13 protein-coding genes are annotated in these 14,185 nt (G+C 39.6%); 6 read left to right on the top strand and 7 right to left on the bottom strand.

What is annotated here, in order from left to right:
* Positions 1–94: 94 nt before the first annotated feature.
* Together OXIME_RS03395 and OXIME_RS03390 are read right to left on the bottom strand one after the other, a co-directional pair.
* Positions 95–304 (bottom strand): hypothetical protein, encoded by a 210-nt coding sequence (locus tag OXIME_RS03395; protein ID WP_393972070.1) that lies wholly within the window; start codon positions 302–304, stop codon positions 95–97.
* Between the two features lie 45 nt (positions 305–349).
* Positions 350–760 (bottom strand): metal-dependent transcriptional regulator, encoded by a 411-nt coding sequence (locus tag OXIME_RS03390; protein WP_393972069.1) that lies wholly within the window; start codon positions 758–760, stop codon positions 350–352.
* A 70-nt stretch (positions 761–830) separates the two neighbouring features.
* Here OXIME_RS03390 and OXIME_RS03385 point away from each other — a divergent pair, with 70 nt between their 5' ends.
* Positions 831–1,715, top strand: a complete 885-nt coding sequence (locus OXIME_RS03385) for a DNA adenine methylase (protein ID WP_393972068.1) — start codon at positions 831–833, stop codon at positions 1,713–1,715.
* 111 nt (positions 1,716–1,826) lie between these two features.
* Here the strand turns inward: OXIME_RS03385 and OXIME_RS03380 are convergent, their stop codons facing one another.
* The gene (locus OXIME_RS03380; RefSeq protein ID WP_393972067.1) at positions 1,827–2,987 is read right to left on the bottom strand and encodes an MFS transporter; all 1,161 of its coding nucleotides are present in this window, start codon (positions 2,985–2,987) and stop codon (positions 1,827–1,829) included.
* Positions 2,988–3,041: 54 nt separating this feature from the next.
* Between OXIME_RS03380 and OXIME_RS03375 the strand changes: the two genes are divergently transcribed.
* Positions 3,042–3,251, top strand: a complete 210-nt coding sequence (locus tag OXIME_RS03375; RefSeq protein WP_393972066.1) for a cysteine-rich CWC family protein — start codon at positions 3,042–3,044, stop codon at positions 3,249–3,251.
* 16 nt (positions 3,252–3,267) lie between these two features.
* On the opposite strand, the gene OXIME_RS03370 is transcribed toward OXIME_RS03375, so the two are convergent.
* The 3 genes from OXIME_RS03370 to OXIME_RS03360 form a co-directional block, all read right to left on the bottom strand.
* Positions 3,268–4,026, bottom strand: coding sequence for a class I SAM-dependent methyltransferase (locus OXIME_RS03370; RefSeq protein WP_393972065.1), 759 nt, complete (start codon positions 4,024–4,026; stop codon positions 3,268–3,270).
* 48 nt (positions 4,027–4,074) lie between these two features.
* Positions 4,075–5,406, bottom strand: coding sequence for a DEAD/DEAH box helicase (locus OXIME_RS03365; protein WP_393972064.1), 1,332 nt, complete (start codon positions 5,404–5,406; stop codon positions 4,075–4,077).
* 173 nt (positions 5,407–5,579) lie between these two features.
* The gene (locus tag OXIME_RS03360) at positions 5,580–6,299 is read right to left on the bottom strand and encodes a hypothetical protein (RefSeq protein WP_393972063.1); all 720 of its coding nucleotides are present in this window, start codon (positions 6,297–6,299) and stop codon (positions 5,580–5,582) included.
* 507 nt (positions 6,300–6,806) lie between these two features.
* On the opposite strand from OXIME_RS03360, the gene OXIME_RS03355 reads away from it, so the two are divergent.
* From OXIME_RS03355 to OXIME_RS03340, 4 genes are all read left to right on the top strand, one after another.
* Positions 6,807–8,219 (top strand): APC family permease, encoded by a 1,413-nt coding sequence (locus OXIME_RS03355; protein ID WP_393972062.1) that lies wholly within the window; start codon positions 6,807–6,809, stop codon positions 8,217–8,219.
* A gap of 364 nt (positions 8,220–8,583) precedes the next feature.
* Positions 8,584–9,690, top strand: a complete 1,107-nt coding sequence (locus OXIME_RS03350) for a site-specific DNA-methyltransferase (protein WP_393972061.1) — start codon at positions 8,584–8,586, stop codon at positions 9,688–9,690.
* Positions 9,691–9,910: 220 nt separating this feature from the next.
* Positions 9,911–11,797 carry an indolepyruvate ferredoxin oxidoreductase subunit alpha gene (iorA, locus tag OXIME_RS03345; RefSeq protein WP_393972060.1) on the top strand — a complete coding sequence of 629 codons (1,887 nt, stop codon included), beginning with the start codon at positions 9,911–9,913 and terminating at the stop codon, positions 11,795–11,797.
* Complete coding sequence (locus tag OXIME_RS03340) at positions 11,790–12,422, top strand: indolepyruvate oxidoreductase subunit beta (RefSeq protein ID WP_393972059.1); 633 nt, start codon at positions 11,790–11,792, stop codon at positions 12,420–12,422. Before iorA ends, OXIME_RS03340 begins: the two co-directional genes overlap by 8 nt.
* Positions 12,423–13,142: 720 nt before the next feature.
* Here OXIME_RS03340 and OXIME_RS03335 read toward each other — a convergent pair.
* A complete protein-coding gene (locus OXIME_RS03335) occupies positions 13,143–13,961 on the bottom strand; it encodes a glucose 1-dehydrogenase (RefSeq protein WP_393972058.1) in 819 nt (272 codons plus the stop codon).
* Positions 13,962–14,185: the final 224 nt, after the last annotated feature.

The following is a 14,185-nucleotide window of genomic DNA, read 5'->3' as shown; positions in this document are numbered from 1 at the left end:
TTAAACATTGTCCTGTGTTTTTCAGAGAATGGCCCAGGTAATTGACTGGTTTGGTTAAAGATAAAATTTACAATCTTCTGGTTTGAAAAATCTATTATTTTCTGTTGGGGTTTGTCTTACGCATCAGCCTGGCAAGACCACCGAATGCAAGAATGAATATTACAAATGCACCAATTACAAGTAAAACCCAGTATACGTTATTTTTCGGTATTATAAGCAAGAGGTAGTATATGCCTGCGCTAATTGCGGCAACTATGCCCATATACGCCAGTATGAATATTGCCAGATGTGTATTCGAATTCAATTAACTCTGCCCCTTGACAGTATATCAGTCCAACCCATATTAATGTCAGTGCATGTTTTCGTCGCTGATTGGCTTTCCATGTGGACAGACCTTGGGCATACCCATTCCGGCCATGATGTCCATTACAGTTTTTTCCTCCATCATGAAATCAAAACTGCTTACCTCTTCACAAGCCTTTTCTTCATCAATTCCCATTCTGACAAAGAGAGTTTCGAACAGACGGTGAGATGTAAGAAGCTTATGGTATTCCTCCATCCCATCAGCAGTGAGTACCACCATACCATCCTTTCTTGCCACAAAATTGTACTTTTCCAGTTTTTTCAGAATTTCTATGGCCGATGGTGGTTTTATGTGCATTATCCTGGAGAGATCAACCAGCCTTATTGGAAACTCCGCACTATTATCCCCTATGGCAATAAGGCAATCTCTTTCTCTTTTTGTAAGTAGAGTATCCATTGTATTAGTATAACACTAACATATTAAAATTTATACAATTTATCTAATAGTTTGGTATATAGCACTGTAAATGTCATATCTAAGGATCATAAAATATCCAGGATCTAAAACTACTCTTTTGCCTGACATAGATAAGGTCTTCAAAAGATCCAGGATGAGGAGGATCATTGATGTATTCGGTGGTTCCGGAACAGTTTCCCTTAACATAAGGGCAAAGGAAGTCGTGTATAATGACATAAATCAGGAATTAAGCAACCTTTTTCTGGCTATTAAGGAAGACCCGGGCTATATGATCAATGAATTGACCCGTATCCTTTCAACTGCCAGGCGGGATCATCCAGACGATAATGGATCTGATCTTAAGAGAAATACAGGAAGAGAGAAGAATGTTGCCCTCAAACAGATCATCGATTCCATTCTGGTGAAGGATGATAAACATGTATGGGATGATAAAAAGACTGATATTCCAGATCTGTTCCATGCATTCAGTACACTCTGCAGATTCAGTGTAAGTTTTGGAGGTATGGGTAAAACCTACGGAACTGAGACCGAAAAAGCCATATTTTCCTACATGAGGAAAACGCTTCATGATTTTAGGCAGATTAGTATATTCGTATCTGGTTGGAATATTGAGAATCTTGATTTCAGGGAACTTGTTAAAAAATATGATTCCCCCACATCATTCTTCTACTTTGACCCACCATATCCCGGCAAGGACTGGTATGATAACGATTTTAGCTTGAGGGACTATGAGGATCTGGCAGAAATATTGGAAACCTTAAAAGGGAAATACCTTATGAATCTGGACCGGAAACACAAAAATCTTGAAAGCGTTTTTGGAAAGCCTGCCTTTATAAAAAAGTATTACAATATGAACGGCGGCCAGAACTCAGGACAACCAGTCAGGTTCAAATCATTCTATACCAACGTAATTCTTCAGAATACCAAAGTTTGATTGGCTTAGTTTAGACTTGCAACTTTGTATTTATGCAGAAGATGGGGAGATATTCCAAAATATGGGCCATGGAATCAACTTGGTACTGATGTTGGCTATACAGCACATATATCAGACATGCTTCAGAGTTTCAACCTTCCTGAATCTTACAATAAACATTAAACAGCTGACGAATCCAGTAATGGTGGTGAATAGCCAGAGTTCATATGGATCTGGGAAAAATGTAAATGCAGATCCACCAATGGTTGGTCCTATTGCCCTCCCTATTGAAAGGAACGCATTGTAGATTCCCATGTTTTTTCCTATATTTTCCGGTTTTGATACGGCCGACACCATGGAATAGCCAACAGGGAAGGCAAAATCTTCCCCAATCGTGAGGACAATAGTGGAAATTATCATTCCAAAGAGATTGGTATCAAATGCGTATGAAAAGAAACCAAAGGAATATATGAATGATCCTATGGCAAATGATACATAGTTTCCAATTCTTCTTGATATTTTGTATACGAATCCCTGTGATACAGTGACGAATATTCCATTTGTAAGGTATACGAATCCCAGTTCGTAAACTTTTATAGATCTGATGATAGTTGCGTAATTGGTAAGTGTAACAGTCTCCTGTGCCTGTACTATGAATAGAAGCAGGGCAATCATTGAGAGTTCCAGGAGCCATGTGTTGCTGGTGATCAGTGCTGGGCGTGGTTTCATGCCATCATTTTTTACGTTGTGCAGGAAGAGGCTGATTCCAATCGATATAATACCAGCCAGAAGTCCAAAGATGAAGAGGAAGTGGTATCCGGAATATGATTCTATAAAACCTCCAATAGCTGGCCCAAACCCCCAACCTATGTTATTCCCCACCCTCAGTATTGAAAACCCCTTAAGTTGCACATCAGAGGACTTTGATATCAGGGCATTTGATGCAGGTGATTGAATGGCGTTGGAAATCATCAGTGCTATGAATGCTGCTGGATAGAGGATTGCAGATAGTGCTACCCCTTGAACAAAGCTGATTACGGCATATATGATAACTGCCATTGAGTAAGAAAATATCATGGTTTCTTTATGTCCAACTCTGTCGGATATTGAGCCACCGTATATGTTTACAAAGGCAGCCAGGAATCCGCCTGCCGTAAATATAATTCCGTCAAAGAAAAGTGATATTTTAAGGACTTCATGCATATACAACGAACTGTAAATCCAGATGGATGAATATCCCAGACCTCTTATGGTGGAGGAAGCCGTAATTAGGGAAACGTTCCTGGAAACCATAGGCGGACTGATTATATTCAGGCATATATTCTATTTGCCCTGCGTCATCACAGAATGCAATTTTTTTATATCCCCAAAGTATTGTATATTATGATGAAAACCAAGACATGCCAGCTGTGCGGCAGTAAATTTTCATGTGGAGGACTGTTGGGATGCTGGTGTGATCAGTTGAAAATTGACAGAAAGCAGAGGGAGTTGATTTCACTGGTGGCTTCAGATTGTGTCTGCCAAGAGTGCCTTACTAAAAAGATGGAGAAATATTGAAAATTGAAAGACTTATTTATTTTAACTGACCAAAAAATATCTGTGTCTTATATTCTATAACAACAAAACCGTTCTCCTGAAATTTTCCGAAGAGTTTCTTCAGGCTTTCAACTGCGTCTTCATATTTCGATTCTCCAGGTGAAAGAGCATATGAAGAGGACATGTACCTGCCCAAAAGGCCATCGAGATTCAGTTTCTGGTCGTTTGAAATTTCCAGCATTTTGTAACCTTTGTGAAAGAATGTGTTAAATGTTTCTTTTTCTATTCTTGTGTTTCCTGTACCATGGTAACTGTGACTGTATTTAGAGCATATAGAATCATATTCATTGATCAGCCCATTTTCCCTCCCTGACCGGTTGTTCCATATTAGGGCAGTAAAGCCTCCAGGTTTAAGAATCCTTTCAAACTCTTTTTTTGCAGCAACTGGATTGAACCAGTGAAAGGACTGGCCAGCAACAACCAGATTAATACTATCTGCTTCCAGTCCACTGTTTTCCGCCCTTCCATTTATAGTCGTACAGTTGGAGAAACCTGCATTAAATTTTATGGATTCGTTTCGCATATCGTCATTAGGTTCGACACAATGGACCTGGTTTCCATTTTCCAGGAATAACCTTGACAGTATTCCTGTACCGGACCCAATGTCAGCTACAACCCATTTCTGATCAAATCCAATTTCTCTGCGAAGTATTTCCAGAAACTCCTTGGGATAAACTGGCCTGTATTTTGAGTATAATGATGCCTTTCCGGTGAAAAGAGTCTTATTGTCAACCATAATGGTGGAATAAAAAAATTGTTAAAAATTTGTCTAATAGCCTATATCTCATAAGTCTCTATAATCTCTTCTTCCATCGTTATTATATCTTCTTGGGCCTCGTGATCCACCAGAACTCCGGCCACCACTGTTACCATAATGCCTTTGTCCCCTGTTTCCACTATTCTGCCTCTCACTACCATACCCACCGCGGTCGGATCTGTCTCCACGGCTTCCCTTCCGTCCGTAAAATTCAGTGGAGCTTACCATCTGGACATTTTCTACATTTTCCAGATCGAGATCAAGTATCTTTATTTTCACATTTGCCTTTCTCTTTATATCTGAAATTAGAGACTGTTCTGAAGCGGAAATTATGGTAAACGCTCTTCCGTCTTTTCCCATTCTTGCGCTTCTCCCCACTCTGTGAACATAAGAATTTCCAGTATCCGGTGCATCATAATTGATTATGTCCGTAACATCCGGTATATCCAGACCCCTTGAAGCAACGTTTGTGGCAATAAGAAACTGCGATCCCCTTTTGAAATTATTCAGTGACCTTTCTCGCTCTGCCTGGGTAAGTCCGCCGTGAAGAAGGATTGCATTGAACTCCATCTGCTTTAGCATATAGTGGATTTTGTTTGCTGAATCCTTTGTGTTTGTGAATATTATTGCCTTTGCAGGTTGGTACTGTTCTATGTATGCCAGAAGAGTTCTAAATTTCTGGTTTCTACCGGCAACAGAATAATAATGGCTTATGCTCTTTACAGTAACTTCCTCCTCTTCCCCTACAATCAAATTCTCACGGTCCTTCTTCATATGGGACTTTGCTATACTGAGTATCTCTCTGGGCATTGTTGCCGAGAACAGCATTGTCTGCCTTTCTCTAGGCATATATGATATAATCTCCCGGGCATCGTCTATAAAACCCATATCAAGCATAACATCCGCCTCATCGAGAATGAGGTATTCTATCTTGCTTAGATTCAGGGCGTCTCTCGATATGAGGTCAAGTACCCTTCCAGGGGTTCCAACCACAATATTTGCACCTCTCCTCAATGCATCCAGCTGGGCATTTATTGATGCACCGCCATACACTGTGACAACATGCAGCTTTCCCTCTTTACCCATCTTATCTGCAACTTCAGCAACCTGCTTTGCAAGTTCCCTTGTGGGTGTAAGAACGATTGCCTTAAGCCCCCGTGTACCCCAGATTTTGTTTATAACTGGTATAAGAAAAGCCCCTGTCTTTCCGGTTCCCGTTTTTGCTCTCACTACTACGTCTTTTCCATCGAGAATCAGGGGTATTGAAACTTCCTGAACCTCTGTGGGGCTGGTAAAATTCATCTTCTTAAGTTGTTCTACCAACCTGTCATCTATTCCTATTTCTGTAAATGTTCTCACTTAAAACTATCCAATATTACACCTAACTAATTTAAGCATTGCATTATTCTTTTTTCTAACAAGATCTCTTTCAGATGGAATTTAATCTTTGCTGGAGGTTTTTAAAATACCGCTATTATGAATTGAATGAACCATTACCAAAATCTGAGAGATATTGAATCTGGTTAAAACTATCAATTCTCAGTTAAACCAAACTGCACGATGAATGAAGCTGATATTGGGTATATTTGCGAATTTGGCGGCATTGGTGGTGGAACTGGATTGGGTGGTGATGGTGGCGTGGGTGGTGGAGGCGGGGGTGGAAGTAATTCGGGCGGATTTACCAGACCATTCTGAAAACTGTTTCCGTCCTGGGGTGGTATGAAAAAACCAACATATAGATGAGTCCATGAGCTTACAATGAAGCTTCCTTCAGTGATACCTATTGGAAATCCCTTCACTACTGAATTTCCTGAGTAAAGGGAGAATTCAAGCATATTTGATCCCAATATATTTCCATCAGGAAGTATGGTTAATGGGGAAGTTGAAACAATCATGAATGTGTTTTTTGCAAAATCACCGTTTCTTACATCTATTTGAAAAATTGAATTTTTAGCGACTCCAGATGTAAAATTTATTTCAAGAACATTTACTTCAGTAATAGTTTCGTTGGACATCATCCCTAACCATACGGTTCCCAAGGTTTCTTGCGGGCTTTGTTTCTCCGGAATCCAGCCAAATAGCCCAGATCCGTTAGCTGATTGGTAATTTGTTCCATGATTAATTATAAACGTATCGCTGGTTTGCAATCCTTGAATCAATATCTGTCCGCTAACCATGACATCCGCAACAGCAATAGCAGGTATCATAACTGCAACTGCCAGAACTACCAGTAGAGTCCATTTACTATTCATAAGGTATTACTTTGGTTGATTCATTTACTTAACGTATATTAATATCATAGAATTTCAACTATATATTCTATATAAATATCACCGCCAGATGAAATACAGAAAGGACATTGCAAAAATGCGGTTGATTAGTAATTGTATGCCACTCATATCACACTAGAGCCAACATTAGAGGAGAGTTTCCAATCAACGTTTGCTTTACCTGATATTTCACCTTGAAGTAGATCCTGAAATTTCTTCTTTCTTCATCTCTTTGTCTTAGATATGTGCTTCAATATTCATAGCCGTCAGGAGATTTAGTGTTCTATATGATCAATGACCTTTTTTATTTCAGGATTTTTCAGATTCAGAAACTGTTCGGTTACTTCTAATTAAGAGGGTAATAAAATGTATCGTTGATGCATTTCCTCCATAGAGACACTAAAGGTGTGAAGGCTAGATTAACTATGTTTAACAGCATCTTTATAATGCAACTTTTTTATACATGCAATGGTTTACCATGTCATGGCTATGCCTGATTTGAATGAATTTACACATAAAGGATTGCGTAAGAATGCAGTATCCACCAGAGGAGTTGTATTCCAGGGAATCGCTGCATCTGCCCCAGCTGGCGCAGCAGTTGCCACAATGACCGGTGCTGCAGTTTTTGCCCTTGGATCTCTTCCTCTTACTGCAATTGTGGCTTTTATTGTTGTTGCTCTGAACGCCTATATAATAAACAGAATCTCGGTTCATGTCGCCGGAGCCGGAGGATATTATGATTATGTGAAAATGGGATATGGAAAACATGTTAGTGCCTACACAGGCTGGTCTTACATAATTTATCAAGTAACCTCGCTTGGATTTATTGGCCTTAGCATTTCCGTCTTTGTGCCTGCCCTTCTTTCCAACGTGTTCAATATAAACCTCCCATCTTACACATGGCTACCATTGCTTGGGGGCACAGTACTGTTTGGCTATCTTATATCTGTCCTGGGAGTCAAGGGGTCCCTGAAATATGCATCTATTATGGCAAGCCTTGAGATTGCAGTGGTCGTATTTATAGGACTTTGGCTGATAATATCCAGGCCGGATTTAAACACCGTTTCGGTGTTTACGCCGAAGTATGCCTCTGGAGGTTTCAGTGGAGTAATGCTTGGTGTCCTTTTCATGTACACAGCCTTTTCTGGCTTTGGTACATCCACTCCTCTTGGTGAGGAAACAAAGAACGCAAAGAAGTCTATCGCGAAAGGGATTATACTCACAATGATAGTACTTGGTATTTTCTTTGTATTTGCGTCTTATGCTTTCACTGTAGCGTGGGGTGTAGATAACATGGCATCATATGGAAATGCACTTGTTCCAGGAATTTCGCTTTCCTACACTGACATAGGTGTATGGGCTGCAATTCTTATAACTGTTTTTTACATAAATAGCATACTTACTGACATGGTAGCTTTCACAAACAGTTCTTCCAGGGTACTCTATGCAATGGCAAATGATGACATATTTCCAAAAAGTATTTCGAAGGTGCACAAAAAATATTTGACACCGCATGTAGCCTCTCTTGTTATGGCACTTGGAAGTTTTGGGGTTGCTGCGGTTGCAACTGAACTAATGGGCGGCTTCAATGCATTTCTCTTTACTGGAGTGGCTGGGACACTTGGGTCCATACTGGTTCACATGATGGCCAATGCATCACTTCCAAAGATATTGAAAGACAAGAAAGTAAAAATCGGGTTTTTGAATATGATAATAACAGTCGTTGCAATTCTCATACTGGTTTTTGTCTTTTATGGTTCGTTTATCTCAATCAGTCCCCCGGTTCTTATAGCTGCCTATGTCTTTGTTGCATGGATGATTCTGGGTTTCATCTATATTGAATACAAAAACCGGAAGGGGGGATCATGGAGAACGAATTCAGTTGCAGAGGGAGAAAAATGATGACTGATTAGTTTTCCAACTTTCCATTTTCTTATTTGAGGCGGCATTCAATCTATGTTCAAACTTTTACCATCTTTTATTTTTATTCTCTTTGTCATGAATTTGGAAAGGGAGGCATATCAATATGGGAACGGAATAATTGTTTTTGAAAAGCGTGTGATCATCAAAGGGGGATAAATGTTGTTTCCTGTTTAAACTGAGATTATATCACCTATATTTATCTTTTTTTAACATTGGTATTTTATGGGATTTATCCTTATTGATAATAAATATGACTTTCTAAAATTGATCTCGTTCTCAACTTCTTACCTTACCCCCTCAAAGAGAAAGTTATAACTGTTTTGTATATTCTGAAGACGTAATAATGGCAATTATAAAGGACATTTCTCAATTACGCAACCAGATCTTATGCGGAGACACAATTAAAACTCTTCGGGTCATTCCTGATAATTCTGTTGATCTTATATTTGCTGACCCACCTTACAATCTTCAGTTGAGGGATGAACTGTGGAGACCCAACCAGACAAAGGTCGATGCAGTCAACGACGCATGGGACAGATTTGAAAGTTTCGATGAATATGATCAGTTTTCAAAGCAATGGCTTGTGGAGTGCAGAAGAGTCTTGAAGGAGGATGGAGTAATATGGGTTATAGGGTCCTATCACAATATATTCAGAATTGGAAAGATCATGCAGGACCTCGGTTTCTGGATTATAAATGATATCATTTGGATCAAGTCTAATCCCATGCCAAATTTTAGGGGAACACGATTTACCAATGCGCATGAGACAATGATATTTGCAGTTAAAAATAGGGATTCCCATTACACATTCCACTACAAATCCATGAAGGCATACAATGATGGAGTTCAGATGAGGAGCGACTGGGATATACCAATTTGCAGCGGGGAAGAACGGATACGCATAAATGGACAGAAAGTTCACTCAACGCAGAAACCTGAAGAACTAATGAGAAGGATAATAATCTCAACAAGCAATCCTGGCGATTTAATATTGGACCCTTTTATGGGGAGTGGCACTACTGGATCTGTGGCCAAATTGCTTGGAAGAGACTTTATAGGAATAGAGAGAGATGAAAATTATACTAGAGTGGCACAAGAACGTATCTCAAAAGTCAGAACACTGGATGAAGATCTGCTGGATTACCCTCTTGAGAAGAGGGATCCCAGAGTGCCATTCGGTAGTCTTCTAGCTTCAGGTTTAATCTACGATGGTGAGACTCTGTACTCCAGAGACAGGAAATTTCATGCGAGAGTACTTTCCAACGCTACAATTGTTTCCGGAGATGCAGCAGGGTCAATTCACCAGGTAAGTGCATTGCTACAGGGTAAACCAAATTTCAATGGCTGGAATTTCTGGTATGTGGAGAGAGATGGCACTATGGTCTCTGTTGATGACCTGCGAAGCCTGTTTATCAAAAAAAATTACCAGAATATAGGTGCAGATGTTTAAATCTTGGAGTCAATTTTTATATAGGTTTGCCTATATTTTAATACTATATTGAGCGGGGATGATCTCACTGTCCCAGTTTACATTGGAACTTTTCATTTAATTCTGTAATTCCGGAACAAAACTTACCTTTCGGCCATTCCTTCCCTGAAACATATTGTCATTAACTTCATATTTAAGGGTAACAGTTAATTTACTGAAAGTTTATGATAACATGATCTGCATGACTCAACTATTTAATCTCACTGAAGCCAATGTTCAGAAAAGTCCTGTTTTATTGCTTGGAAATGAAGCTATAGCAAGGGGGGCTGTAGAAGCGGGAATAGAATTTGCCACCAGCTATCCTGGTACTCCATCCAGTGAGGTGGGAGATGCCTTGTCCCGGGTTGCAAACAGCCTGGGAATAAAATTTCTGTATTCTGTAAATGAGAAAGTTGCATTGGAAAGTGCCTTTGCGGCGTCTTTAACGGGCATCAGATCTCTTGTGTTCATGAAACATGTGGGGCTGAATGTTGCGTCAGATCCATTTATGAGTATTGTATATACTGGCGTAATGGGTGGACTGGTTATTATGACTGCAGACGACCCATCCATGTTTTCATCCCAAAACGAACAGGATAACAGGCACTACGCAGATCTGGCCCACGTTCCCATGCTTGAACCTTCCAACCCCCAGGAGGCAAAAGACTTCATTATTGCAGCATTTGAACTCTCTGAAAAATTCCATATTCCAGTGCTTTTCCGAACTACTACCAGGGTAAGCCATATGAGGGGTTTTGTAAACATGGGCAATATTCCTGATAAAAAGATCATTATAAGAAAATTTGTAAGAGACCCGAGGAGATTCGTCAGCCTACCGTCCAATGCCATAGGATTGAAGAAAGAACTTATGAACAAACTTGGAGACCTTGCCAACGAATCCAATCTTTCAGCTTTGAACAGAGTATCCACAGACATGATAAGCAGTATAGGTGCCATCACCTCAGGATCAGCATATAACTCACTGATGGATAGTATAACCAGTCATTCAATAGAGATGGATGTCTTGAAAATAGGATTTACAAATCCTCTGCCTGAAAGAAGAATAGAAGATTTTCTCAGAAAGCATAAAAAGATTGTTATTGTGGAAGAACTGGATCCATACCTGGAGACAAAGGTCAGGTCAATTGCACAGATGAATGATATAAAAACAGTAATTTATGGTAAAATGAATGGATATTTTCCACAGAGTTATGAGTTGAATCCTGATATTGTTATTGATTCACTGTCCCATATAATTCTTGTAAATAACTATACACCAGGAGATAAAATCATCACCAGCAGCGATATAGCACCAAGGCCACCAGTTCTATGTCCTGGTTGCCCACACCGGGGAACCTACTATGCCGTCAGGAGATCAGTAAAGATGGCAAACATAAAGGACCCTATTTATGCATCTGACATTGGCTGTTATTCTCTAGGCACATACTATCCGTTTGACGAGGCAGATACAATAATATCCATGGGATCATCCATTGGTGTTGCAAACGGGTTTGCTATGGTAACTGACCAGAAGGTCATAGCATTCATAGGAGATTCAACGTTCTATCATTCAGGAATTCCGCCACTGGTAAACGCCGTACATAACAACCTGAACATGCTTGTTGTTATAATGGATAATGGAACCACTGCAATGACTGGACAACAGCCGAATCCCGGCGAAGAGAGGGACTACGATGGAAAACCTGTAACGCCAGTACCTATCGAAGATGTTGTAAGAAGTCTTGGTGTGAAGAATGTATCAATAATTGATCCCTACGATTTGAAACAATCGCTGATAACTTTAAACAGAACGTTACACCAGACAGGAGTATCAGTAATTATTTCAAGGCGGGATTGTGCCATAAATAGAGACAGAGAAATGCGTAAGAAAGGTGTAATGGAAGTGTATGTGGTAAACCAGGATAAGTGTGGCAAATGCATGAACTGTGTTGAGAATTTTTCATGCCCTGCACTATTCATTGAAAATGGGGAAATAAACATAAATCCAACAATCTGTGATGGGTGTGGCGTGTGTGCTGAACCACTTGTATGTCCTTTTCAGGCAATTGAGGTGAAGAATAATGTATAATATTCGTCTTGCAGGCGTAGGTGGGCAGGGTATCATAACCGCAGGTACAATTGTATCAGAGGCAGCAAAAATATCCGGAAAAAAAGTAATCATGTCTGAAATACATGGGCTTTCGCAGAGAGGAGGATCGGTTACAGTAGATGTCAGGATGGGAGAGGTGTATGGTCCTATAATTCCCATGAATACCTGTGACCTAATTTTTGGGCTTGAAATGATGGAATCTTTCAGATCCATGGAAGCACTGGGGAAGGTAAAAACAGCGCTAATAAGCACTGAAAAACTGAATCCCATATCACTGAGTATGCAAGGCATGGAATATCCATCGTTTGAGGAACTTGTTGAAAAACATGGAAAGGATACAGTAATTTATCCTGTTGATGCAGTAAGCATAGCAGTGGCAGCGGGGTCCCCTAAATCTGTCAATACGGTTATGATAGGAATTGCACTTGGTCTGAACCTTATCCCATTAGGCATCAGTTCTGTGACCGAAGCCATGAAAAGTACGTTTTCAGAAAAAAATATAGGAATCAATACAAAGGCTCTTAAACTTGGACTTGAGTGGGCAGGGCGTATGAAGAATACTCAGGTTCCCGGTTCACCGGAGCGCGTTTACACTATTTCATAATTTGCAGTCAATTCTTGGCATGCAAAAGCGTTGGCATGCAAAAGCGGATTCTTAAAGCTAAATGGTGAAAAGTACCTGAAGGTTACAGTATTCAGATTAACATTTTTTAGAGGCATTAAATGTAATTTTGAATTCGATTATGGAAGTTTCATTTGACCTCCTAACCAAAAAGGTCATTAAATGATATCTTAGATGCAGGAAAGTGATTATCCTTTATTTGCAATTGTTTTATGGTTTTCCGCACATATTATAATAGTGTTCAAGATATGCTGTAAAATTGAAAATAATCTTTCTGGGCTTGCGCACTGGATGATACTTCTTTTCCAAAAAAGAAAGATAAACCCCTCTAAATGGGTGAAAGATTATGTAAAAATTCCATCTTATCAAAGGCAGTTTTAAATCTTTATTTGCTCTCAAAGAAGATAAATAAATTTGTTAATCTCGTTAACAAATAGAAAAGCAAATGGAGAAATTTTTGATAACAACTATGTACAGAGTGTGTTATACTCAAATACCCAGAAAGGCTTGTACTTAGTTTATAAACTATGCCAGTAAAATTCCCCCAGAATTAGGAACTTATAAAGTATATCTTGAAGTTATGGTGGAAATATACTAAGGCAAATTTTTGTTGGCATAAGGTTATATCAAGATATTAGGTCAAAAGATTCAATTTCTAAATATGGATATACTTCCATGAATTCACAATTATCATTTACTAATTTATCCACCATGCTTGAATGCCGGATAAATAAGCATACCACCGTCCACCACCAGAGTTGTTCCTGTGATGTATGATGCCATGTCACTGACCAGGAATGTGACAGCCTGGGCAATATCAGATGTTTCTCCCATTCTTGGCATTGCTATCTTGGTCAGAAGGTCTTTGTAAGTTTCAGGATTTCCCCACACTTCCTTATTTATAGGTGTCTTTATGGCACCTGGGGCCACTGATATGACTCTTATACCTGATTCCGAAACCTCCTGGGCGAGCGTCTTTGTAAACATTGACAGCCCAGCCTTGGCACTGCTGTATGCTGTATAGCCGGACCACGGAACAAACTCGTGCACAGATGTAATGTTGATAATGACTCCATGCCCTGCCTTCTTCATCCTCTTTACTGCTTCTCTGGCACAGTAATATGGACCAAAGAGATTTATGGCTATAACTCTTTCCCAATCTTCAGGATTATCATCTCCGCAGAATTCTCTCTTACCATCAACCCCGGCGTTGTTCACAAGAATGTCAATAGGCCCCAGATCCTTGTCTATGTTTTTGTATATAGCTTCAACCTCAGCCCTGTTTGAAACATCTCCCCCGAATACTGCCGATCTTCCCCCATTGCTGTTTATCTCTTGTGAAAGTTGTTCTGCCTGCTGTTTTTCAGAGTGATAATGAATCGCAACTGATGCACCTGCTCTCGCCAGATATTTTGCGATTTCCATTCCAAGTCCTGAGCTTGAACCAGTGACCAGAGCCACTTTACCTTTAAGGCTTATATTTATACCGTTGCCGTAAGAAACTTTCTTATCATCAGCCATGTAAGCTTATCGTATAATTCAAGATAAGTTTAACTGAGTGAACTTGACACAATATCAACAAAGTGGAGAAATAATCTAGGTAAAATTATGAATGGATCATCTTAAAAACTAGATCCTTTATTCCTGTGAATCCCTTTACCACTTATGAACGTTTTCAACTTCCACCGGCAATCCATGAATTGAGTTTCATATTTTCCTTATATATTTTGCGCTTTACATTTAAG

It is taken from the genome of Oxyplasma meridianum (assembly GCF_038024865.1).
Taxonomy (GTDB): domain Archaea; phylum Thermoplasmatota; class Thermoplasmata; order Thermoplasmatales; family Thermoplasmataceae; genus Oxyplasma; species Oxyplasma meridianum.
This window is presented reverse-complemented; position numbering and strand designations above follow the sequence as displayed.

What these genes read in the sequence shown, in the direction of transcription:
- OXIME_RS03390 (WP_393972069.1), bottom strand. Translation starts at nt 760, where the DNA reads ATGGATACTCTACTTACAAAAAGAGAAAGAGATTGCCTTATTGCCATA.
- OXIME_RS03385 (WP_393972068.1), top strand. Translation starts at nt 831, where the DNA reads ATGTCATATCTAAGGATCATAAAATATCCAGGATCTAAAACTACTCTT.
- OXIME_RS03380 (WP_393972067.1), bottom strand. Translation starts at nt 2,987, where the DNA reads ATGGTTTCCAGGAACGTTTCCCTAATTACGGCTTCCTCCACCATAAGA.
- OXIME_RS03375 (WP_393972066.1), top strand. Translation starts at nt 3,042, where the DNA reads ATGCAATTTTTTTATATCCCCAAAGTATTGTATATTATGATGAAAACC.
- OXIME_RS03370 (WP_393972065.1), bottom strand. Translation starts at nt 4,026, where the DNA reads ATGGTTGACAATAAGACTCTTTTCACCGGAAAGGCATCATTATACTCA.
- OXIME_RS03360 (WP_393972063.1), bottom strand. Translation starts at nt 6,299, where the DNA reads ATGAATAGTAAATGGACTCTACTGGTAGTTCTGGCAGTTGCAGTTATG.
- OXIME_RS03355 (WP_393972062.1), top strand. Translation starts at nt 6,807, where the DNA reads ATGCCTGATTTGAATGAATTTACACATAAAGGATTGCGTAAGAATGCA.
- OXIME_RS03350 (WP_393972061.1), top strand. Translation starts at nt 8,584, where the DNA reads ATGGCAATTATAAAGGACATTTCTCAATTACGCAACCAGATCTTATGC.
- iorA (WP_393972060.1), top strand. Translation starts at nt 9,911, where the DNA reads ATGACTCAACTATTTAATCTCACTGAAGCCAATGTTCAGAAAAGTCCT.
- OXIME_RS03340 (WP_393972059.1), top strand. Translation starts at nt 11,790, where the DNA reads ATGTATAATATTCGTCTTGCAGGCGTAGGTGGGCAGGGTATCATAACC.
- OXIME_RS03335 (WP_393972058.1), bottom strand. Translation starts at nt 13,961, where the DNA reads ATGGCTGATGATAAGAAAGTTTCTTACGGCAACGGTATAAATATAAGC.